The organism is Xanthomonas sp. NCPPB 3442, assembly GCF_056725145.1.
In genome coordinates this window covers 2,141,037-2,161,887 of record NZ_CM161514.1, presented here as the reverse complement: position 1 = coordinate 2,161,887, position 20,851 = coordinate 2,141,037, and the positions used below count along the sequence as shown (strand labels likewise).

The 20,851-nt window shown below is 65.6% G+C and carries 19 protein-coding genes and 1 other RNA gene; 3 read left to right on the top strand and 17 right to left on the bottom strand.

What is annotated here, in order from left to right; translation table 11 throughout:
• Positions 1-99 precede the first annotated feature (99 nt).
• Together AC1POX_RS09475 and AC1POX_RS09470 are read right to left on the bottom strand one after the other, a co-directional pair.
• Positions 100-1,821 carry an ATP-binding cassette domain-containing protein gene (locus tag AC1POX_RS09475; protein ID WP_372357152.1) on the bottom strand — a complete coding sequence of 574 codons (1,722 nt, stop codon included), beginning with the start codon at positions 1,819-1,821 and terminating at the stop codon, positions 100-102.
• A gap of 93 nt (positions 1,822-1,914) precedes the next feature.
• Positions 1,915-2,973: a phosphoenolpyruvate carboxykinase (ATP) gene (locus tag AC1POX_RS09470; protein ID WP_372357033.1), complete on the bottom strand. Its 1,059-nt coding sequence runs from the start codon at positions 2,971-2,973 to the stop codon at positions 1,915-1,917.
• 131 nt (positions 2,974-3,104) lie between these two features.
• On the opposite strand from AC1POX_RS09470, the gene AC1POX_RS09465 reads away from it, so the two are divergent.
• Both AC1POX_RS09465 and AC1POX_RS09460 read left to right on the top strand, forming a co-directional pair.
• Positions 3,105-4,658, top strand: coding sequence for a B12-binding domain-containing radical SAM protein (locus AC1POX_RS09465; RefSeq protein ID WP_372357032.1), 1,554 nt, complete (start codon positions 3,105-3,107; stop codon positions 4,656-4,658).
• Positions 4,659-4,713: 55 nt separating this feature from the next.
• Positions 4,714-5,928 carry a nucleotidyltransferase family protein gene (locus AC1POX_RS09460; protein WP_372160711.1) on the top strand — a complete coding sequence of 405 codons (1,215 nt, stop codon included), beginning with the start codon at positions 4,714-4,716 and terminating at the stop codon, positions 5,926-5,928.
• 15 nt (positions 5,929-5,943) lie between these two features.
• Here the strand turns inward: AC1POX_RS09460 and AC1POX_RS09455 are convergent.
• The 15 genes from AC1POX_RS09455 to AC1POX_RS09385 form a co-directional block, all read right to left on the bottom strand.
• Positions 5,944-6,020: non-coding RNA, sX9 sRNA (locus AC1POX_RS09455), on the bottom strand.
• 131 nt (positions 6,021-6,151) lie between these two features.
• Positions 6,152-7,273 (bottom strand): glycosyltransferase family 4 protein, encoded by a 1,122-nt coding sequence (locus AC1POX_RS09450; protein ID WP_008574982.1) that lies wholly within the window; start codon positions 7,271-7,273, stop codon positions 6,152-6,154.
• Positions 7,270-8,400 carry a glycosyltransferase family 4 protein gene (locus AC1POX_RS09445; RefSeq protein ID WP_372357031.1) on the bottom strand — a complete coding sequence of 377 codons (1,131 nt, stop codon included), beginning with the start codon at positions 8,398-8,400 and terminating at the stop codon, positions 7,270-7,272. Before AC1POX_RS09445 ends, AC1POX_RS09450 begins: the two co-directional genes overlap by 4 nt.
• 124 nt (positions 8,401-8,524) lie before the next feature.
• Positions 8,525-9,223 carry a class I SAM-dependent methyltransferase gene (locus AC1POX_RS09440; protein ID WP_372357030.1) on the bottom strand — a complete coding sequence of 233 codons (699 nt, stop codon included), beginning with the start codon at positions 9,221-9,223 and terminating at the stop codon, positions 8,525-8,527.
• On the bottom strand, positions 9,220-10,455 hold the full coding sequence (locus AC1POX_RS09435; RefSeq protein ID WP_372357029.1) for an amidohydrolase family protein: 1,236 nt from the start codon (positions 10,453-10,455) through the stop codon (positions 9,220-9,222). Before AC1POX_RS09435 ends, AC1POX_RS09440 begins: the two co-directional genes overlap by 4 nt.
• Positions 10,456-10,467: 12 nt before the next feature.
• Positions 10,468-11,310 (bottom strand): class I SAM-dependent methyltransferase, encoded by an 843-nt coding sequence (locus tag AC1POX_RS09430; protein WP_372357028.1) that lies wholly within the window; start codon positions 11,308-11,310, stop codon positions 10,468-10,470.
• 283 nt (positions 11,311-11,593) lie between these two features.
• Entirely contained in the window at positions 11,594-12,445 is an 852-nt protein-coding gene (locus AC1POX_RS09425) for a Wzz/FepE/Etk N-terminal domain-containing protein (RefSeq protein ID WP_071117905.1), read from the bottom strand.
• A 43-nt stretch (positions 12,446-12,488) separates the two neighbouring features.
• A complete protein-coding gene (locus tag AC1POX_RS09420) occupies positions 12,489-13,622 on the bottom strand; it encodes a hypothetical protein (protein WP_372357027.1) in 1,134 nt (377 codons plus the stop codon).
• A complete protein-coding gene (locus tag AC1POX_RS09415) occupies positions 13,619-14,569 on the bottom strand; it encodes a glycosyltransferase (RefSeq protein ID WP_338338584.1) in 951 nt (316 codons plus the stop codon). Before AC1POX_RS09415 ends, AC1POX_RS09420 begins: the two co-directional genes overlap by 4 nt.
• Positions 14,566-15,819, bottom strand: coding sequence for an O-antigen translocase (locus AC1POX_RS09410; protein WP_011347075.1), 1,254 nt, complete (start codon positions 15,817-15,819; stop codon positions 14,566-14,568). The genes AC1POX_RS09415 and AC1POX_RS09410 overlap by 4 nt, the downstream gene beginning before the upstream one ends.
• Positions 15,816-16,940 carry a DegT/DnrJ/EryC1/StrS family aminotransferase gene (locus AC1POX_RS09405; RefSeq protein WP_372357026.1) on the bottom strand — a complete coding sequence of 375 codons (1,125 nt, stop codon included), beginning with the start codon at positions 16,938-16,940 and terminating at the stop codon, positions 15,816-15,818. The genes AC1POX_RS09410 and AC1POX_RS09405 overlap by 4 nt, the downstream gene beginning before the upstream one ends.
• On the bottom strand, positions 16,928-17,839 hold the full coding sequence (locus AC1POX_RS09400; RefSeq protein ID WP_122273040.1) for a GNAT family N-acetyltransferase: 912 nt from the start codon (positions 17,837-17,839) through the stop codon (positions 16,928-16,930). The genes AC1POX_RS09405 and AC1POX_RS09400 overlap by 13 nt, the downstream gene beginning before the upstream one ends.
• A gap of 7 nt (positions 17,840-17,846) precedes the next feature.
• Positions 17,847-18,800: a glycoside hydrolase family protein gene (locus AC1POX_RS09395; protein WP_338334470.1), complete on the bottom strand. Its 954-nt coding sequence runs from the start codon at positions 18,798-18,800 to the stop codon at positions 17,847-17,849.
• Between the two features lie 3 nt (positions 18,801-18,803).
• Complete coding sequence (locus AC1POX_RS09390) at positions 18,804-19,475, bottom strand: acetyltransferase (RefSeq protein ID WP_029819188.1); 672 nt, start codon at positions 19,473-19,475, stop codon at positions 18,804-18,806.
• The gene (locus tag AC1POX_RS09385) at positions 19,472-19,909 is read right to left on the bottom strand and encodes a sugar 3,4-ketoisomerase (RefSeq protein ID WP_008574961.1); all 438 of its coding nucleotides are present in this window, start codon (positions 19,907-19,909) and stop codon (positions 19,472-19,474) included. The genes AC1POX_RS09390 and AC1POX_RS09385 overlap by 4 nt, the downstream gene beginning before the upstream one ends.
• A gap of 304 nt (positions 19,910-20,213) precedes the next feature.
• Here AC1POX_RS09385 and AC1POX_RS09380 point away from each other — a divergent pair, with 304 nt between their 5' ends.
• Positions 20,214-20,834, top strand: coding sequence for a cytochrome b (locus AC1POX_RS09380; protein ID WP_195903660.1), 621 nt, complete (start codon positions 20,214-20,216; stop codon positions 20,832-20,834).
• Positions 20,835-20,851 lie beyond the last annotated feature (17 nt).

Here is a 20,851-nt window from a genome sequence, read left to right as displayed (position 1 = left end):
CCATCCGGTGCCTGCGTGTCTTCGACTCGAGCCCGACGATTGCGCGCTATGTACTGTCAGCGACTTGCAAAGCCACCGACCCGCCAGCGTGTGACGGGCCTAGCGCACGTCGTACGGTGTGGCAATTTCCGACGAACTGATATGCACCCGCCGAACAGGCGCACCATCCAAGTTCACCGTGCGATCGGCCACGGCGGCCAAGCTGGTTCGATGCGAAACCACCACCAGCACGGTGTCCGGCAAACGCGCGCGCAAGGTGCTCAGCACCTGATGTTCGGCATCGGCGTCCAGCGCGCTGGTTGCTTCGTCCAACACGGCCAGGGTCGGCCGACGCAGCAGCACCTGCGCCAGCAACAGGCGTTGCGATTCGCCGCCCGAGAGGCGCCCGTCCTGCGCGTTGATCGGCGTGTCCAGGCCTTGCGCATCGCGCTGCAGCCGCGGACATAGGCCCACATCGGCCAGCACCTCCCACATGCGTGCGTCGGACGCTGCGGGCAGCACCCACTGCAGGCAGTCGCGCACCGTGCGCTGCCACGGCCGCACGCCCTGGCCGATGTAGGCGCTGTGTCGCACCAGATGTCGATATGCCGAGAATGTCAGCCGTCGTCCACCCATGTGCGCCACGAACTGCGCCGGCGGCGTCTGCCCGGAGAGCACATCCATCAGACTGCTTTTGCCCGCGCCGGAGGCACCGACCACCAGGGTCATCTGGCCTGGTACCAGCAATATCGATTCGATCGCGCATTGGGGCAGTGGCGGCGCCAGCCCGATGTGTTCGATATGCAGCGCAGCCGTGAGTGGTTCGGCCATTTGTTCCGGAACGTGTACCCGCGCAGCGCCCAGGTCGACATAGCGGCGCCACAGCTGCAGCGCCGGCCACGCCGAACGCAACTGCTGAAGGCTCTGCCGCGTGGTGACCAGGTACGGCAGCAGACGGCCGAGCAATAGACTGACGGTGATCAGCGCAGCACGATTGCCCCCCTGCCAGCGATTGGCCAGCACCAGGATGCCGGCGATGGCGACCACCGCGGCAAGTTCCAGCAGCAGGCGGCTGGCGGCAACCAGTGCTTGCTGTTGCGCATACCCGTGCCCCAGTCGCGCCGAAATGCGCTCGTAATGGCGGGTTTCGAGGCCTTCGCGCTGAAACGAGCGTACGTGGCGCAAGCGACGCGGAAAATCTTCGCTGAGCCAGAACAGCTGCGTCATGTCGGCCACATACGCGCGGCTGATGCGTGCCTGTGCGCGACTGCTGGAGAAGCGCAGACCCAACCCTGCCAACACCGCCAGCAGTGGGGTGGTGATCAACAGCACAGGTGCAATCAGCACCGCGATGCACACGCTCACCAGCGCAGTGATGGCCGCGACCAGCAGCTGCAGCACGGCGCCGAAGCCTTGCGTGGCGATCTCGATGTTGTACGTGAGCACGTTGGCGATTTCTGCCGAGCTGGCCCCGGACAGGGCCGGCAATGGCGCATCGATCAATGCCGCATGCACGCGCGCGCGCAGACCGATGGCATAGCGGCTGGTCAACTGCGCGGCCAGTCGCGCGCTCTGCCAGCGCAACACGGCAAACAGCAGGCTCACCGCAATGAACAGGCACGCCTGCATCGCCAGCCCGCCCGGCAAGGCCAGGCGATAGCCCGCCAGTTGCACGCTGTGGCCTGGCTGCACCAGCGGCAGCAGGCACACCGCCACCACGCTGCCGGCCAACGCGGCAGCCAGCGACAACGCGACGTAAAGCGCAATCATCGGCATGTCTGCAGGCACCAGCGTGCTCGCGAACTGTTGCAATGCAACGCGCACGCGCCGGATGGCGGTCATCGCCAGCGGCTCATTCGTGCGCAACATGCAGGCGCCAGTGCGCGATGCGGGTCTGCGGACCGGTGGCGTTCCAGGAGGCTTGCATACGGCCACTCATTGCAACAGCTGCAGCAGCGCATCCACCGATGCCTGCGGATGCGTGCCACGGAGCAAGGTGAACATGCCGATGCGCCGCACCTGTTCGACGAAGCGCTGCCAGCCGGGCTGACCGGCGGCGTACGGTTGATCATGGGCCAGGCAGGCGGCGACTTGCTCGCCAGGCACCGCGACCAGGCGCTGTGCCGATGCGATGGCCGGCGACCTGGACACCATCACGACCGCATGCAACCGCATTGACTTGGGCGCGAGATGCGCGTGGCGATGGCGAAGATCGACCTCGAATTTTTCCACGCCGCTGCGGCGCCGGATCACCGGCGATGCGCTGATCCATGCGCGCGTGGGCGCGTCGACCAGGCCCAGCGCTTCGGCACGCAGATGCAGGAAATTGGCCACACCGGTGGTGAGCAGGCTATCGGGCGCCACAAAGACACCGTCTTCGGCGACAAAGTCCAGGCCATGCAACAGGCTGTGCAAGGCCAAGGTCGATTTACCCGCACCGCTGGCGCCAAGCAGCAACACGCTGCGTCCGCGTCGACCTACACAAGCGCCATGCAGCGGCACCAGCCCAATGCCACGCGCAGCCAGCAGGAATACGGCGAATTCGATCAGTTCGTAACGCACGTGATACGCGTGGGCAAGCATGTCCTCGGACACCACCAGCATCGCGCGGCGCTGTGGCACCGAGAGCATCAGGTAATTGCAGGCATCCATGACGCCGCACAGCAGGCCGCCGCTGGCGTGCGTGCGCACAGGCGGCGGCTCGGCATCGGTGCGGCCCGGCGCACGCGGCAGCAGGTCCAATGTGACATGAAATTCCGGAGCGCCCGGCAGCCGATGCGCGGGCAAACCCGCGTAGGCGGCATCGACAAGCGCCAGCAGTGCCTGGCTATCGCTGTGGAAATGAAACAGCGCGCCGAGAATCTGCCGGCGCACGCCCAAGCGCCGCGGGCGATGCTCGCCGAACGGATCTGCAGCTACTGCGGCCCCTGCCGCGATGGCGGCTGAGCCATCGTTCAGCGGCGTGTGTTGCGCCCATGCAGCCGACTGCGGCATGCCTTCATCCGATGCACTGAATCAGCCGATGGGTGCCGCTTTCCTACAGAAAGGTTGCCTCGCCGCAGCCTTGCCCGCACGCAACGCGACGCAACCAAAGCGGCCTGCATCCGCACCTACTGCCGAGCCGAATGCCGGTATCTGCGCACGCCGCTGCTGCGCCCGCCTGGCGAGAGAACGAGAGCCTTGTGCCGATGGTAAAGATCCAGGTCAGTCATTCGTATTTCCTGCGTTACGACCCCAAGCAATGGGAGCGCGGCAAGCCGTATCCGCCATTGGCGACGTTGCAGATCGCAGCGCTGCTGCGCGAGCGTGGGCATGCGGTGAGCCTGTTCGATGCAATGCTGGCCGACGATGTGGAGGACTACACCGCCGCACTGCGCGCTGCGCAGCCGGATCTGGTTGTTTTCTACGAAGACAACTTCAACTTCCTCACCAAGATGTGCCTGAGCCGGATGCGCGAGGCCGCCTGCCGCATGATCGCGCAGGCCCGTGCCGCCGGCTGCCGCGTGCTGGTGGCCGGCTCGGATGCGTCCGACAACCCGGATGCGTTCCTGGCCGCAGGCGCGCATGCGGTGTTGATCGGCGAAGGCATCGCCCCGTTGATCTCGTTGCTGGAGCGCATCGAAGCGAAGCCGGATATCACCACCGACCACTGGCTGGAGGGAGTTGCGCAGATCGCCACCAGCCAGCCTGCGGCAGTGCGCGTGCATCCCGGCGCGCAACCACCGGACGCACGGCTGAGCGGCCTGCCGGCATGGGACCTGGTGGATATGCCGCGCTACCGGCGTTTCTGGCAACAACGGCATGGCCATTTCAGCTTGAACATGGCCGCCTCGCGCGGTTGCCCGTTCCGTTGCAACTGGTGCGCCAAGCCGATCTGGGGCAATCACTACAAGCGGCGCGGCGCCGAAGAGGTGGCCGCAGAGATGATCCACCTCAAACGCACCTTTCGGCCGGACCATATCTGGATGGCCGACGACATCTTCGGCTTCCATATCGATTGGGTGGAGACCTTTGCGCAGCAATTGAGCGATGCCGACGGCGCGGTTCCCTTCACCATCCAGACCCGTGCCGACCTTGCCAGCGAACGCATGGCCGCAGCGCTGGCGCGCGCCGGCTGCGTGGAGGCCTGGATCGGTGCGGAAAGCGGCAGCCAGCGCATTCTCGACAAGATGACCAAGGGCACCCAGGTCGGCGAGGTCATTGCCGCACGTGAGCGCCTGGGCACGCAGGGCATCCGCGTGGGTTTCTTCATCCAGCTGGGCTATCTGGGCGAGGAACTCGACGACATCCTGGCCACGCGCGCATTGGTGACGCAGGCCAATCCGGACATCATCGGAGTCAGCGTGTCGTATCCCCTGCCCGGCACCAAGTTCTACGAAGAAGTGAAGAATCAGCTGGGCAGCAAGACGCACTGGCAGGATAGCGACGACCTGGCGATGATGTTCCGTGGCGCGTACGACTCCGAGTTCTATCGCAGTGTCCGCGATCTGCTGCACAGGCAGGTCGATCTGCAACAGGCGCGTGCCGCGATGACGGCCGATGCGTTCGCGCAGGCGTCGGACCAGCTGGAAGCACGCTGGTCTGCCTTGATCGCCAGTGAGGCCCGGCACCGCAGCGAGCCGATGCCCCCCAGTGCTGCGCGTCAGCCACGCCACCTGAGCACCGTCCTGGTGGGCTAGCGCGCGATCGTTTCCACACTTTTCTATCGACACCTTGCCTGACCGGACCACGCGCATGCAGCCTTCCCTTCGCACCATCAAGCAGCGCCTGCACACGGCGACCGAACGGCTGGCTCTGGAGCTGGCCCAGCCAGGCGATGCACTGCCGCAATGGGACCGGCTGCAGTGGCAGCTGGCGGCAGCGGCAGCGGCCGCGCACGGCGTTTCGCCGCTGTTGCAGCGCCGCTCGTTGTGGCAGGACGCCGAATGGAATGCCTTCCTGAGCGAACAGCGCAGCCATGTCGAAGACCGCCATCGGCGCATCGCGCTGCTGCTGACACGTATCGATGCCGCTGCCCGCAGCGTGGGCGTCGCGCTGGTGGGATTGAAGGGAACCGCCTTGCATCGACTGGGGGTGTATCTGCCTGGCGACCGCCCGATGGCCGATATCGATCTGCTGGTGGAACCCGACGACGCGCCTGCAGCGGCGGCGTTGTTGTGCGAACTCGGCTACGTCGCTTCCTTCGAGCAGTGGAAGCACCAGGTATTCAAGCCGCAGCACGGCGAGGCAGTGGCCGGGCTGGGCGAACACCGCGATGCGCCGATCAATATCGAGCTGCACACGCGCATCCAGGAACGTTTGCCGGTGAGCAGCGTGGAGATCACTGCCCGAATCCGGCCGGAGCGGCCGCAACCGGGCTTGAATCCCTATCCATCGATTGGCGCATTGATGTGTCACTTGCTGCTGCATGCGGCAGGCGGCATCTGCCACCGCACCATTCGCCTGATGCATCTGCATGATCTTGCCTTGCTGGCAACGCGCATGGGCCCGCGCGATTGGGAGCAATTGTGGGAAGACAGCGCCATGCCGCCATGGTGGGCGTTGCCGCCACTGCTGTTGCTGCAGCGCTATTACCGCGCTGTGGTGCCAGCCGCGGTGATGGCGCGCCTGCATGCTGACTGTCCTGCGCTGCTGCGCATGCGAGCAGCCCGGCAAACGCTCACCGCCGCATCGTGCTCGAACCTGTGGTTATCGGCGCTGCCTGGCATCGAATGGTCGCGCTCGTTGGGCGAAGCGCGGCAGTATCTGCACAGCCGTGTGGTGCCTTCGGCAGAAAGCCGCAAGGAGCGCGCGGACATGCTGCAGACCCAGTTATGGCTGCAGGATCAGCCATGGGTGCGCCAAACCCAGGCGCGCCGCCTGGTGACGCGCCTGACCAGACCCGTGCCGCGCACGGACATGTTGTACGTGGTGCGTGCGGCGCTGGATGGCTATCTGCAGCCGGCGTGAGGCTGCGCTAAGCGCGGCTAACAAAACGTAGCGAGCAGCCGTCAGGTGGGCGCGGACGGCGCGCTCAGAACCGCAGCGTACATGTGGCACATGCCGATTCCGAGCACCGGTGGCACCCGCGTGGCGGCTGCACAGTGGTTTTGTCAGCTGCTAAGGAGTTTTCCTCGCTCAAGGCACAAGCGCACGAGATCACCGACGATAGCGCCCTGCCTTGCCGCGCACATCAACGCACTTCAGGCAGCGGCCGCTGCTCGCACAGCTGGCGATACAACTGCTCGAACAGGCGCGTGGTCAATGCAGCATCTTCGCGGACGGCGCGGCACTGCGCCGCCCAGGCAAGGCGCAAGCGCAGTTCGTCATCGCCGAGCACCTGGCGGATGGCCTCTGCCATTCCGGCCCAGTCGCCCGGCGGCACCGCCAATGCGCAGACAGGAGCCCACTCGACCAGATGCCCCACCGCAGTTCCCACCGTAGGAACCCCTGCAACGGCAGCTTCCAGCAGCACCAGCGGCCCGGCTTCGTGCAGCGAGGACAGCACCAGCAGATCGGCCGACAGCATGATCGGGCGCAACTCGCGCTGGGTCTTGAAGCCGAGAAAACGCACCTGTTGCTGCAAGCCGAGCTGCTGCACCAGGCGCTGCATGGCACCGCCCAATGTGTCGACGCCCACTATGTCCAGGGTGAAGGCAACGCCGGCGCGCTTGAGTGCGGCCATTGCCTGCAACAAGGTGGCCTGATCCTTGACCGGATTGAGGCTTGCCACATGCAGCAGGCGCGCGGTCGGCCCGGTACGGGCGCGCGGCGCTGCCGGCGGCCAGGCGCGCAGATCCACGCCCAGCGGTACGCGTTGCGCAGCAATGCCCAGTGCCTGCAGCGAAGCGATGATGGGCGCGCTGGCAGCCGTTACCTGGTCGGCAAGCCGCAGGATCACCGCCTCGCGCAGACGCCCTCGCCATCTGCGGCGGCCGCCGTAATCGATGCGATGCAAGGCCACCAACTCGCCGCCGGCGATATGCACCATGCTGGGACGGCGTAGCAGCTTGGCGGCAGTGACCGCGATCAAGCTGCAATAGCCGGAAAAAATCGCCTGAATCACAGCGAACGGTTCGCGCCGGTGCTCGTCGCAGATGGCGGCAATTGCGCGCAGCCGCGTCCGACGCGCGCCGATGTTGTGCACCGTGGCACCGCGCAGGCGCCAGATGCCCGGCTGCGGCTCTTGATGCAGCACGAACACGTGCACGTCATGGTTGCGTGCCAGCCACTCGATCAAGGTCAGGAACACCGGGATCACGCGGACTTCCCCGCTCCGATCCACACCACCTGGCACCACCAAGGCCAGCTTCATGCGGTGCGCTCCGGCGTGGTCGCGCGCAAGTGCGTATAAGCCTGCGCCCAGCGCCGGCCCACTGCGGCAAACGACAGGCGCGCGTCGAAATGGGCACGCACCTGTGCGCGCGAGGGGCGTTGCCGACTGACGCGCAGCAACAGTTCCGACAATGCCGATGCATCGCCGACCGGCCACAACTCGCCCATTGCGCCGTCATCGCTGAGCGCACGAAACGACGCAATGGCCGTCAGCAGCGGCAGGCAACCGCAGGCATAGGCTTCCAGTGCGGCATAACCGCAACTTTCTGCATGGCTGGCAGAAACAAACAAATCCGCCGCACGCAGCAGCTCCTGCACGCGTGCGTGCTCGACCTTGCCGAGCAAGTGGACGCATCTGGCCAGCTGTGGATCGGCGCGCAGGCGCTGCTGCACCTGCGCCATCAGCGGCGCCTGGTCGAACACGCACCACAACCGCACACCGGGCAACAGAGGCGCAGCCATGGCCACTGCATCGAGCACACAGAGCGGGTCCTTGGCTGGACTGAAATGGCCGATCCACACCACACAAGGGTCACCGTGCACCCGCGTCTGCTCGCGTGCCTGCAATCGGTCGCCCGGGGTGAAGCGGCTGCTGGATTCGGGGATGGCATACAGCTGCGTGCTGCGGCGAAACAGGCGCGCACGCACGAACGGCCGCGCCAGCTCCAGCGAGGTGAACGCGATGCCGGCTGCGGCCGCGTAGCGTGCGCGCCACAGGCGCCTGGCCCACCAGCGTGGTGGCCGGTTGGCATGATCCTGCAGCAGAATCGGCAGCTGCGGCAGCAGGCGCGCCAGACGCCGCGCGTCGCCGGCGAATTCCAGACCATGTACATGCAGCACATCGGCATCGATCTCGTGCAGCAATGCGGCTAGCGTACCGGCGCGGGCTGCGCTGCCACGCTGGTGCAGATCGACGAAGCGGTAATCCACGCCCTGGTGGCGCAACCTGGTGTTCAAGGCGGAGGCCTGGATCACCGACACCTGCACGCCAGCACTGGCGACAGCTTCGGCGATATCTGCCAACGTCGGCCATTGCGCGAACACCTGCTCCACGTTCAGGCCATCGGGCGTGGGAACCAGATTCAGCTGTGCGACGTGCAGGCTCATAGGGCCGGCAGCGCCTGGATGGCGATCGACGCAACGTCGCTGCTGCTTGCCGCTGCGACCGCAGCGTGCCGCTGACGGGCAGTAACCCACGCACAGACAGCCACTGCGGTGTGCAAGATCTTGCTCACGCGACCCGTCGCAGCCGTAGCACCAGCGCAACCGGCACCTGCAGCGCCATCTTGTCGAAACGTGCCCCGGCCGGGATATCCGCGGGATCCAGTATCGGCTCGGACACGGCTTCGATCGCGAACCCGAGTGCGGTGCATGCCGAATGCCAGTGGCTATAGAGATGCGGGGTGTGGCGGACCGCGTAGTGCTGCCCATCGGCCTTGAAGTCGCGCCGCCAGCCCAGCGCGTGGCCGATCGGGTGGACGTCGCTGCACAGCACGATGCCGCCGACGCGGGTGACGCGATGCAGTTCTTCCAGCGCCGGCCATAGCTGTTGCAGGTGCCCCACCACCAGACCGCACACGCTCAGGTCGGCCACCGTATCGGGCAACGGCAGATGATCCAGGCTGCCTTGTTGCAGAACGATGCGTGCGGCCGGCCAGTCCTGTGCGAGCTCGGTACCGGCACGGTGCAGCATCTGCGGCGACAGGTCGACACCGGTCACTTGCCGGGCCCCACGGTGCAGTGCGTGCAGCATGTAGCGGCCGCTGCCGCAGCCGGCGTCCAGCACGTGCTGGCCCTGCAGGCTGGATGGCATCAGTGCGAGCATGGCGCGCTCTTCGGCCAGCATCACCGGGTTGTGCGCGTGCGGTGGATACGCCTGCGCCCACAGTGCGTAGGCAGCAGCGGGCTCGAGCACCGCCACTGCGCTCACGAAAGCGCTCCATTGGCAACCGGCGCATGGGTAACCTGCGCGGCGGCCTGCGCCGGCTGCTCCTGCGTTAAACGCTGAAGACCGGGTTCGAGCGCCAGCACCGCGGGGTCGGCCAGCGTGGCATCGAGCAATTTGGGCCGTCCGTCCAGCAACACCGGCACGGTCCGGATGCCTGCCGCGTCGAACCACGGCGCAAAATCCGGATCGGCGATGCGCGGCTTGCCATCGCGAATCACCGCACGCAAGTCGCTGCGCGTGCAACCGATGATGCTGCTGGCAGGTTCGCCGCCGCGGTCGCGCACGATCAACACATCTGCAGTGGCTCCAGGCGCGATCCGCCCACGCGTTGCCATGCGCAGGATACGCGCGCAGTCACTGGTGACCATGCCAAGCAGTTGGTCCGGTGCCAGTCCGCTCCGGCTGGCGATCTGCAGTTCTTCCAGCAGGTCGCGCGCGCCGCTGACGCGCGAATCGTTGCCCAGCGCCAGCCGGCCGGCCATGCACAAGCGCCACGGATCGAGCGTGCGGCCGAGCAGCGCCTGATTGCTGGACGGACACCACACCACGGCTGCGCCACGCGCGATCACGCGCTCGACATCCTGCTCACCCATGCCCACGCCGTGGATCAACACCGTGTTGGCGGCCAGGCAGCCGAGCCGGTCGAGTTCGTCGAGCTCGGCACGCGCCACCGCATCGGTGCCTTCGGCCAGATGGATCATCCAGGGATGCGCTGGCAGGGTCGCGGCAAAGCTGCTTTGTACGGGCGGGCCGTAGCCTGTCCACCCCAATGCGTAGCTCCAGCCGAAGTCGCGCAGCAGGCTCACCGGGAAATTCGCTTCGTCCAGCGTGGCGTGCCATGGGTCGTGCTGGGCCACGCACGTGACGCCGGCCAACAGGTTCTTCAAACCGCCATGGCGCAACCGCACTGCCTTGGGCACACGCAGTGCGGCGGCCACGTCCGGATGCTGGAAATGCGCCTGAAATGCCTCGATCCACGCGTAGCTGTTGCGAAACGGCGCGGTCTGCGGCAGCGGCGGCACGCAGTTGACCTGCAGATGTTCGTGCGCATTGATCAGGCCCGGCGCCAGCACATGCCCTTGCAGATCCATGCGCACGGTGCCGGTGCCCAGCGTGCCGCCGAAGCGCCCCGCGCGGATCGTCACTGCGGCACGCGACGGACCGGCCTGGGTGATCGCACGTGCGCCTTGCAGGCAGACATCGGCCATGGCCATCGACTGCTCCACTCAGCGCTTGCGCATCACGATCAGAAAGTGATCGCCCATGTCGCGCAGCAGCGGCAGCCCGCCCCACCGGTCGTCGCAGCGCCCCAGGCGCTCGGACAGGCGTGGATTGCGTTCGCAAAACTCCACCAGATACGGCGGCGGCAAGAACAGGCTCAAGGCGCGGTAGCTGTCCAGCACGAAGTACGTTTCGAATGCGCGGTAGAACTCGCGCGGCAGGTGGTACCAGGTCCAGATGGTGTGCCCATTCATGCCCACCGCAATTGCGCCTTTGGCGGCACGCACCGCCGCGCGCCTGAGGCGCCCACGCAAGGCGTAATGGCCGATTTCCCACGGGCAGATCCGCCCGATCACCGAAAACACCAGGCAGCCGTCCGGGCGCAGCAGGCGCGCGCACTGTGCGGCGACGGCCGGCAGATCCGGCGCGCAATTGAGCGGGCCGAAGTTGGAGTACATGCCATCGAAGCTGCCTTCCAGCCGATCGAGTTGCTGGATGCCGACATGCGCGGTGGTGAGGCGTTCTTGCAGGCCGTGCGTGGCAGCGCGCTGGCGGGTGCGCTCGACCATGGCCGGCGACCAGTCGGTGGCCAGCACGGAATATCCGCGGCGCGCGAATTCGCCAGCATCCAGGCCGGTACCGCAGCCCAGATCAACCAGCCGCGACCCCACCGGCAACTCGCTCGCTACGGTGTCCCACAGCGTGGTGCGCATGCGCTGGATCAGCGCGTTGTTGCCGCGGGGACCATCGTAGTCGGGAGCAACGCTGTCGAAGGCACGTTGCGTTTCCAGCAGTTGCTCCGGCGCGACCGTGCCGCCCCGCGCCGCATGCTCACTGAGTGACGACATGCGCAGCCTCCCACACCCGTCCTATTGTTTTCACCACACACTCTCCGGTCGCAACGCCACCAATGCGGCATCGCTTGATAGACCCGTGAGTGCGCGATGTTGCCGGTTTGGTTGCAGCGCACTGGATGGTGGCCGAGCTGGCGCAGACAATCACACCCAAGATGCATGCATTGGCCAAACGCGCCGCACGCGATGCACGGTCTCGCTTTCGCTCGCGTATCACCCGGCGCCTGCTGCATGCGAGAACGCATTCCCCAGATTGCGCCGAGGCACCACTGCAGCGTCACACACCAGCGTGTGCAGGAGTCCGCGCACGACGACGCAGCGCATTGCGCAGCACCGCGGCCAGCACGCCCAGCCCTGCGCCGGCCAGCAGGCCGGCCGCCCAGACGGTGATCGCATTTGGATACGCCTGGCGGTCGGGCACGTACAGCGGCCACGCCAGCGAGGTCTGGTAGGTGTAGCGCGCGGTGAGCCGGGCGACGAGGTCGTCGCGCTCGGTCTTCAAGGCGCGAATCGTGGTGTTGCTGTCGGTGAGCAACACGCCCGCCAGCACCTGTGTCGGCGTGGCGGAAGCCCCTCCCTGCCCGGCCTGCAATTGCCGCTGCAGCTGCTCGCGATGGCTGGTGGCCGCGCGCAGATCCTCGCTCAAGCCCTGCAGGCGGGCGCGCGCAAGATCGAGCGCAGCTGCATTGGTGTCACCGTGCAGTATCTGCAGTTGCGTCACGGTGGCCGTGGCCAGCGTGCGCGCCTGCTGCGCCGATTCAGCCCGGATGGTCACACCGATCAGATTGGCGTAAGGGTCGGGGTCCGGCTTCAGGCTGCCGCGATACAGCTGCGCGGCGCGGCTATCGAGCGGCACCTGCGCCTGACGCAACACCGCATCCTGAAACAGCCGCGTTTTCATGCGATCGATCACGCGCTGAAACGGTTCGACCTTGGGGTCGCGGCCAGCAGGAGTCGGGCCGATTTCGCCAACCTGGATCCACGCGGTTGCCTCCCATTGCGGTTTGGCCAGGCGGGTGAAGGCGAAGGTCAGGCCCAGCACCACCACCAGCGCTACCACTGCCCAGCGCCATTCCCGGCGCAGGATGCGCCACAGGTCGATCAGATAGATTTCGTCGTGTTGATTCATGGGCGTGGCTCTGCAACGGGGCGAATAATGACGTGCTGCCCGCTCACGCGGCAGACGGATGTGCGGACAGGCGGTTGGGCAGCAGCACCGTGCAGGCATGCAGCACCAGGCACAGCGCGATAAAGCCGAAGTTGGTCCATGTGAACGCCTGTGGCGCGAAGGGCGACATCAGGCAGGCGTAGGCCATACGCAGGAAGATCAGCACATGGAAGATCGACAGCGAGCCATTGAGGCGGCGCACGCTCCAGACCAGCCCGGCGTACAGGGCCAACATTGCAAGCAAGGCACCGGCAGCGCCCCACGCCATCAAGAACGGAAAGAACTCGGTACCTACATTGATGTTGGGCGCATCCAGCGGAATGCTGGTCCCGGCGGTGGCAATCGAACCACTGAACGGCACCAGTTGATTGATCAGGAAGCTGGCGTTGAGGTAGCCCTTTGCCAGCATCGCACCGAAGTTATACGGCCCTGCGCTGATGTAGAGCAGCAACCATTGCACGCCCTGCGGCATGGCACGGTAGAACGCGCTGAACGGCAACGCCACGGTGGCCAGGGAACCGGAGCGCAACGCGCCAAGGATCGAAAACACGCCACCGCCGGCCAGCACGAGCAGGCCGATGGTCTTCCACGGCAGCCGACGCGCCGGATCGCGCCGCAGCAGCATCACCAGCACGAACGAGAACAAGCCGGCGAAGATGCGGTTGCGATCGATCACCACGATCGGAAACACGAATCCCAACGTCACCATCGCCGCACGCAGCCCACGATGGCGTACGCACAGCAGGGCGATCGGCGGCAGGATCCAGCACATATTGGAGATGTGCCGCACGTGCGCACGCAACGGGCTCAAGGTGGCGTACGACGCCGGATCGCTGAACAACGGAATCGGAAACAGCACCAGGTCGGCGATGCAGAACACCGTCACCGCCGCGGCCAGTACCATCGCCAGGAATGCATCGCGGGTACCGGCGTAACGGTAGTGGCGAAAGCGCTCGACCGACGGCACCTGCGTGCGTAGCACCGTATCGAGCGAGAAGGTGGCCGCTGCCGCGAGCGCCAGCAGCACGATGCCTTCCAGGTAGCCATCGGGTAGCGCATAGGTCAGCCACGTCAGCGCGCAGCTGAGCAGCATCGGCACGGCCAGATACGTCGCCGGGCGGCGCAACAGTGTGCTCATGCAAGCTCCACCGCACGTGCATTACGTTTCGGACGCCATCTGGCAGACAGCGACAACCATGCGTAGACCACCAGATGCACAGCCACCCGGTGCGGCCGGCGCCGCAGGAATTCCACCTTGGCAGCGATGTAGCGCGCCTGCGCATGCAGCAGTGTGCGATCGGGCTCTTCGAATAACGGTGCGCAGCGCAACGCCACTTGCCGTGATTCGCGCAGGTTGGCGATGCGTGCCGGCACCTTTGCGGTCTTGCTGAGGTTGCTGCCATGCAAGCGGTAGGCGCATACCGGCAGATCGATGAAAGCCAGCGCATCGGCTGCAACCAGGCGCAGGAAAAAATCCCAGTCTTCGATTCGGAGCGACTCGTCCCACCCGCTGCGCGCGTCGAAGGCGCTGCGCCGCAGCAGCGTCACCGCTCCACTGACTGCCCACCGCCGTATCACCGCATGCCGGATGCCGGATTCGCAGCGATACAAGCCCTTGTCGACCTTATGCAGATCGCGCATGGCGCTGCCATGCAACAGTCGCCCATGCGCGTCGACCACGCAGGCATCGCCGATCACCGCAAGTTTTTGCGGATGTCCGCGCAGATAGCGCACCTGCGCGTCCAGCCCGCCGGGCAACAGATAATCGTCGCTTGCGCCAAGCCGCAGATACTCTCCCCGCGCACGCAAGGCCAGTTCATTGAGCGTGGCGGCAACTCCCCGATTCTCGCGTTGCACGAAGTGCACCGGTAGCCGATGCCCATGATCGCTGATCCATTGACTGATCTTTTCGCCGGTGGCATCGCTGGAGCCATCGTCGATGATCACGATTTCCTTGCATGGATACGGATCTTCCAGGACGCTGTCCAGGCAGCGCTGCACGAAATGCTCATGGTTGAACGCCGGAATCAGTACCGACACCAACGGCCAGCGTGCACGTGCCGATACAGGTGCCTGATCGTTCATGCCGCCCGCTCCAGGTAGCGCCGCACCACCACGATGTTGAACAACAGATACAGCACGTAGTTTGCTGCAAACGCGTACATCGCGCCGATCAGCCCGAACTGCGCGGTGAACACGTACACCAGCGCCAGATAGCTCGCTGCAAACACGCATTCGGAAATCACGAACAGCCGCGTCATCGCCTTGGCCACCATCACATACGACAGCACGAACGCCGCGATCTTGATCACATCGCCCAGCAGCTGCGGGCCGTACAAGGGCGCCGCCGCGGCGAATTGGGGATCAAACAGCAGCCGGGTCGCCCAATCGCGGCATACATACACGCCCAGCGCCGCCACGATCACCGCCGGCATGACATAGCGATATGCACTGCGCAGCTCGCTGCCCAGCCCCGCAGCACCTTGCAGCGACGCCAATTTGGGCAGGTAGTACACGTTGATGGCGGTGGTGAAGAACAGCAGATAGGCATCGGAGACCCGGCTCACCGCCTGCCAGTAGCCCACTTGCCCCCAGCCGAATTGCAGCGCCAGATGATCGCGCACCAGGATGGTCGCCAGCTGCGGCACCAGTGTCGAGGTGAGCGTCATCAGCGAAAATGCCGCCAGCCGACGGGTCATCTCCGCATCGAAGCGCATCCGCCACATGGCAGGCTGAAAATAGGGGCTACGCCGCAGTGCCGGAACCGCAGCCAGCAGCCACAGTACCTGACCCAGGACCAGCGCCAGCAGCGCCCCGTATAGTTGCACTTGGCTGGAAAGCCACGCCACCAAGGCAACGCTCAGCACGGCGCCTGTCACTTGCACGAAGGCGAGCCGCCGCACGTCCATGAAGCCGTTGATCAGCGCCAGTATGTAGTTGAGCAATGCGATTCCCAGCTGCGCGATTGCCAACACGCAGATCAGCGGACGGTAGCTCGCATCGCCCAGCAAGCGCTCGGCAATGGCTCCGCTGAAGGCTATGGCCAGCAGCGCGATCACGCAGGCCGCGCAGAATGCGTACAAGAGCGCCGCACTCAGCAAGCGCGCCAACTCGGGCGCATCGTCGCGGTACTGCGCTACATGCTTGACGATGCCGGCACTGATGCCGCCACCGGCCAATACCGCCAGCACCGACATCAGGTTGAGGAACTGGCCAAGCCGGCCCACGCCCTGCGGCCCGGCGTAGACGGCAACCAGCTTGACCACCACCAATGCCGCCAGCAGCTTGGCCAGCGTCGCAACGCCGGTGTAGGCGCTGCTGCGCACGAGATTCATGTGTTGCTGCCGAACGATTGACAGGCCGCGATCACGTGCGCAACAGCTGCATCGTCCAGCGCCGGCCCCATGGGCAGGCTCAGTATTTCCCGATGCAGCTGTTCGCTCAGCGGCAGGCACGCCTCGCCCAGGGTGGCGTATGCCGGCTGCCGATGCGGCGGCACCGGATAATGAATCTGCGTGTGGATGCCCTGCCGCAACAGATGTGCCTGCAAGGCATCGCGCTGCGGGCTGCGTACCACGAACAGATGCCAGACGTGCTGCTGCTCTGCCACCGGCGCGGGCAGCACGATCAGCGGGTTGCAGATGCCGTGCAGATACCTCTGTGCCACTGCACGCCGCAGCGCGATTTCGTCCTCCAGATAGCCCAGCTTGACGCGCAGGAAAGCAGCCTGCATTTCATCCAGACGCGAGTTCACCCCCTGGCAGAGATGGTGATACTTCACTTCCGAGCCATAGTTGCGCAGCGCGCGAATGCACTCGGCCAGACGTACATCCGACGTCGTGACTGCGCCGCCATCGCCCAGTGCACCCAGGTTCTTGGTCGGGAAGAAACTGAAGGCCGCCGCATCGCCGAAGGCACCGGCGCGCCGCCCCTGTGCGCGTGCCCCGTGCGCTTGCGCGGCATCCTCGATCAGCAGCAGGCCGTAGCGATGGGCCAGGGTCTGCAGAGCCTGCATCTGGGCCAATTGGCCATACAGGTGCACTGCCATGATGGCGCGCGTGCGTGGCCCGATCGCCTTCTCCACCCTTGCCGGATCGATGTTGAAAGTGACCGGGTCCGGCTCGACCGGCACCAGCACCAGATGGTTCTGGCTGATCGCCAGGAATGTCGCGATGAAGGTGTTGGCCGGCACGATGATTTCGTCACCTTCGCGCAGGACCCCCAGCTCACGATAGCCGCGCAGGATCAACGCCAACGCATCCAGCCCATTGCCCACGCCGACTGCATGCGTGGTGCCGCAATAACTGGCGAATTCGGCTTCGAACGCGGCCAGCTCTTGACCGAGCACATACCAGCCGGCATCGATCACGCGTGCCGCTGCGAGTTTGAGTTCATCCGCATAGCGCGCATTGACTGCACGCAAATCCAGGAAAGGCACATCCATTACATCAACCATCGATAGACATCCTGCACCACGGCGCGCGCGCCGAAGCGTTCCTTTTGTTCCACCAGGCCTTCGTTGAGCACCTGCCCGCCCTGTTCGGTGGAGATACCGAAACTGAAATATTCGCGCTGCGCATAGACATCGGTGATCAGGTCGGCCAGCAGCAGGCTCAACGCATCCAGCTGGCGCCCCTGTTCGGAGACCGCCAGGTATTGGGTATGCACGCAGCGGCCGAAGTCGAAGACCAATGCGGCTGCGACCAGTTGTCCATCAGCGTGCGCTTCATGCAACACGATCTGCTGCGCGAACCGGCGTTGCAGCAGTTGAAGCTCATCCAGCCGGTGCGTCGGTGCCACGCCATGCCGCTGCAGGACCTGGGTCAGCAGCGCATGGAATCCATCGAGCAGGGTCCCGCGCTGGATCTGCACGCCGGCCTTTCGCGCCTTGGCAATGGAACGCCGCCGCTCAGTGCTGAATGCAGGCCGCTCGCGTAGTGCAATCACCGACGACAAGTCGCGCCGGCACAGCTGCGCGCCAAGCCGATGCAGTGCGTAGAGCTCTTCCTCGGCCGGGTACGCATGGAAGATATGTGGCACCGGCTTGTAGATGACCTCGCGCACGCCAAGCACGCGGTAGTGCGCGGCAATCTGCTCGAACACCTGCATGGTGGCGCCGGCACGTAGCGCCATCGACGACAGCAGCCCGGCATAGGTGAGCCCGGCGTGGCTGCTGACGCAACTGCCCTGCACATTAGCCGGGAGCACCGCCACCACCGTGTCCCCACGTTGGACCAGCAGGGACGCATCCACAAAGCGCTCGGCGTGATAGTCCATATAGTCACGCCGATGCAGCAGATTGCCATTGCGCGATGACGCCACCAGGGCATCCCACGCGGATGCATCGCCAGGCATGTAAGACCTAACCGAAAACATGGCCGCCCTGTAACGCAACCGGCAACGCCGCCTCTGCCAGGCCGAAGCCGGCCTGCCCCATCGCGTTGCCGTTGTAGAACATCAACACGCGCTGGCCGTGCTGAATCAAGGCGGGGTAGCACAGCATTTGCGCATCCCAGCCGTCATCGGACAATGCAAGCCCCAACTGGCGGTCGTCGCGTTCCCAGTGCACCCCATCGCCACTGAAGGCGATGCCGGGAAAGTAGCCACCCTGAAGGTCGCCGCGGGTGAAATACATCAGATAGCGCTCGCCGAGCCGGTACACGCGCGGACGCCCGATACGGTATTCGTCGCCACGTGGACGCAGGCACACAGCATCGTCGGTGGGGATGCAGCGCAGGTCGTCGGTCTGGGCGTAGCGGATGTGGTAACGCGGATATGGCTGGCCGCCGATCGTTTCCCAGTCATCGCCCACCGCGTACCACAATCGCCAGCGGCCCTCTTCGTAGCGTGCCGAATGCACCGCGGCAATCGTGCTGCGACCGGGGGCGCGATCGAGCAGCGGCGTCTCCTGCCGACGCTGGAAGCTCTCGCCCCCGTCGCAGGAGACCGCCAGACCGGTGAAGGCGAGGAACTTGGCCTTGGCCACGCGCTGGAAGCCGACATAGAACAGGTACAGCCCGTCCGGCCCGGCCACCACATCGCCCAGGATCATGCCGTTGTCGTCGAAACAACCGTCACGGCCGATGTCGAGCACCGGCTGCTTGCTGACGCCGACGATCTGCGTTGGCGCATCGGCGCGCACATCCACGTAGCCGATCCGGCTCACGCCCTGCGCATCGCGAAAGCCGGCGTACACCCGCAACACCTGAGCAGACAAGCGATACGGTGTTGGCGTCAGGGCCGCATGGTGCATCCAGCCACCCACCCCGTGGCGTGCGACGTCGAACACCAAGCCGCGCTTGTTCCAGGCAAACACCGTTCAGAGCTCCACATCGAAGCTGGATCTGCCCGCCACCGCGCGTGCCGGCGAACCCACGTACACACGCTCGGCTTCGGTATGTCGCGTCACCAGCGCGCCGGCACCGATGACGTTGTCCGCGGCAATCCGCACCTTGTCGCTGAGCGTGGCGTTGACCCCGATGAAGCTGCCCTGCCCGATCTCGCAATAGCCGGAAATCACCGCATGCGAGGCGATGAACACATGATCCTGCACCACCGTGCGGTGGCCGATATGGTTGCCGCTCCACAACACGCAGTTGTCGCCGATGCGGGTGAACGGCTGGACGACGTTGCCCTCGAAGATGAAGCAGTTGGCGCCGATCTGCGCGTTCTGCCAGACGAACGCGCGTGAGCTCACGTACGTCGCACAGCGATAGCCGCGCCGCACCACATCCTGAAAAAAACGGGTGCGCAGGCGATTGAGTTGCGTTGCCGGAATCGCCACGAACACCGCATAGTCGTGCGGCGGATAGCGTTGTTCCAGTTCTTCGTACGCCACCACCGGCAAGCCGGCCACGGTGGTCTGCAGCAGAAAATCGCGCTCCACACTGAAAGCTACCACTTTGTAGTGGCTGTCGTGCTGGAAGTACTCGCACGCGATCTGCGCGAACTCGCCTGCGCCGACAATCACCAGTTGCCTCGGTACGCTCATGCTTCCAGCCTGCAGGCTTGCAGCGCGGCGCCAGTGCGCACTTCGCTCACGAACTGGTCGTAATCCAGGATGTAATCGCCAGGGTCGTAAAACTGGTCGGCCAGTACCATCAGCACGCAGTCGGCACTGAAGCGGTACAGGTCGCGCCACACCATGCGGCCGAGCAGCAGGCCTTGCGACGGGTCGTCCAGCACCACTTCGCTAGGACCATTGCCGTTGCCTTCGTCGAGCAGAATCGTCACCGAGCCGTGCAAGGCCACGGCGAATTGATTGAGCTGGCGGTGCGCATGCTGGCCGCGGTGCACGTCGTGGCGCGTGCCGAACAGGTAATACACACGGCGGATCTCGAACGGAACATTGCGCTGCTGCTCCAATGAAATGAGCAGCCCGCGATCGTCACCGTGGGTATGCAACTGGATGCGTTCGATAGCCATGATCGGAGAGGCGTAACCGCTGACTGCACGTAGTGCGACATGCCTGAGTGCGTCGGGTTGCGCGAAAGGTTGCGCGCGCTCGGGGCCATGCGAAGCGCTGTGCGCGCAAGCGCAGCCGACCGCATCGCAGCGCTTCGGTGTGCAGCACGTGCAAACCAGGTGCCACGGCGACGCAACCTTTTTCCGACATCGCCGCACCCATCGGTGCACGTTCACCTGGCCGCCGTTCGGCCGGCGTGGGGAGCCAGGCCTGGCAGCGCAGCGCGCAGCCGGAACCAACGACCACCACCGGAAGACAGATCAGATGCGTTCCTCCCCCCCTGCGCCCGCCAGCGCTCCCGTCAACGGCACAGACACCGCGCCCCTGCCAGAACAGGCGCCCGCAGCTGCGCGCGTGCTGCCCTTGCCCAAGGCGATGCGCGTGCTGCACTGGCTCACCGTGCTGTGCCTGGCCATGGCGGCCACGCTGATCCTGCTGCGCGCCGAGCTGGATGGCCGCGCACTGCGTCAGTGGCTGCTGGAAGGCCACCGCCACTTTGGCTTGCTGGTCCTGGTGCTGTTTGCGTTACGCATCGGGTTGCGCCTGCGGTTGCGCAGATTGCCGCCCGGCCCACCCGCATCGCTGCCGATGCGCCTGGCCGCTGGTGCCACGCATGTGGCGATGTACGGCCTGATGCTCGCGCTGCCATTGCTGGGCTGGTCGCTGAGCAGCGCCTACGGCAAGCAGGTGTATTTCTTCGGCATCCCCCTGCCCGCGTTGGTCGCGCCGGACGGCGACCTCGGCGACACCCTGGGCACCTGGCACTTGAATGCGGCCTGGGCGCTGCTGGCGCTGGTGCTGCTGCATATCGGCGCCGCGCTCTGGCATCACCTGGTGTTGCGCGACGGCCTGTTGCGCCGCGTGTTGCCGGGCAAGCGCGCATGAGCCGCCGCACCCCGCCG

Bases quoted from the DNA above. Each gene is read 5' to 3' on its own strand.
- AC1POX_RS09435 (WP_372357029.1), bottom strand. From the start codon at position 10,455: ATGGCCATGGCCGATGTCTGCCTGCAAGGCGCACGTGCGATCACCCAG.
- AC1POX_RS09380 (WP_195903660.1), top strand. From the start codon at position 20,214: ATGCGTTCCTCCCCCCCTGCGCCCGCCAGCGCTCCCGTCAACGGCACA.
- AC1POX_RS09430 (WP_372357028.1), bottom strand. From the start codon at position 11,310: ATGTCGTCACTCAGTGAGCATGCGGCGCGGGGCGGCACGGTCGCGCCG.
- AC1POX_RS09385 (WP_008574961.1), bottom strand. From the start codon at position 19,909: ATGGCTATCGAACGCATCCAGTTGCATACCCACGGTGACGATCGCGGG.
- AC1POX_RS09470 (WP_372357033.1), bottom strand. From the start codon at position 2,973: ATGCCGCAGTCGGCTGCATGGGCGCAACACACGCCGCTGAACGATGGC.
- AC1POX_RS09400 (WP_122273040.1), bottom strand. From the start codon at position 17,839: ATGCCTGGCGATGCATCCGCGTGGGATGCCCTGGTGGCGTCATCGCGC.
- AC1POX_RS09445 (WP_372357031.1), bottom strand. From the start codon at position 8,400: ATGAGCCTGCACGTCGCACAGCTGAATCTGGTTCCCACGCCCGATGGC.
- AC1POX_RS09390 (WP_029819188.1), bottom strand. From the start codon at position 19,475: ATGAGCGTACCGAGGCAACTGGTGATTGTCGGCGCAGGCGAGTTCGCG.
- AC1POX_RS09450 (WP_008574982.1), bottom strand. From the start codon at position 7,273: ATGAAGCTGGCCTTGGTGGTGCCAGGTGGTGTGGATCGGAGCGGGGAA.
- AC1POX_RS09420 (WP_372357027.1), bottom strand. From the start codon at position 13,622: ATGAGCACACTGTTGCGCCGCCCGGCGACGTATCTGGCCGTGCCGATG.
- AC1POX_RS09415 (WP_338338584.1), bottom strand. From the start codon at position 14,569: ATGAACGATCAGGCACCTGTATCGGCACGTGCACGCTGGCCGTTGGTG.
- AC1POX_RS09425 (WP_071117905.1), bottom strand. From the start codon at position 12,445: ATGAATCAACACGACGAAATCTATCTGATCGACCTGTGGCGCATCCTG.
- AC1POX_RS09405 (WP_372357026.1), bottom strand. From the start codon at position 16,940: ATGGTTGATGTAATGGATGTGCCTTTCCTGGATTTGCGTGCAGTCAAT.
- AC1POX_RS09410 (WP_011347075.1), bottom strand. From the start codon at position 15,819: ATGAATCTCGTGCGCAGCAGCGCCTACACCGGCGTTGCGACGCTGGCC.
- AC1POX_RS09475 (WP_372357152.1), bottom strand. From the start codon at position 1,821: ATGACCGCCATCCGGCGCGTGCGCGTTGCATTGCAACAGTTCGCGAGC.
- AC1POX_RS09465 (WP_372357032.1), top strand. From the start codon at position 3,105: ATGCCGGTATCTGCGCACGCCGCTGCTGCGCCCGCCTGGCGAGAGAAC.
- AC1POX_RS09460 (WP_372160711.1), top strand. From the start codon at position 4,714: ATGCAGCCTTCCCTTCGCACCATCAAGCAGCGCCTGCACACGGCGACC.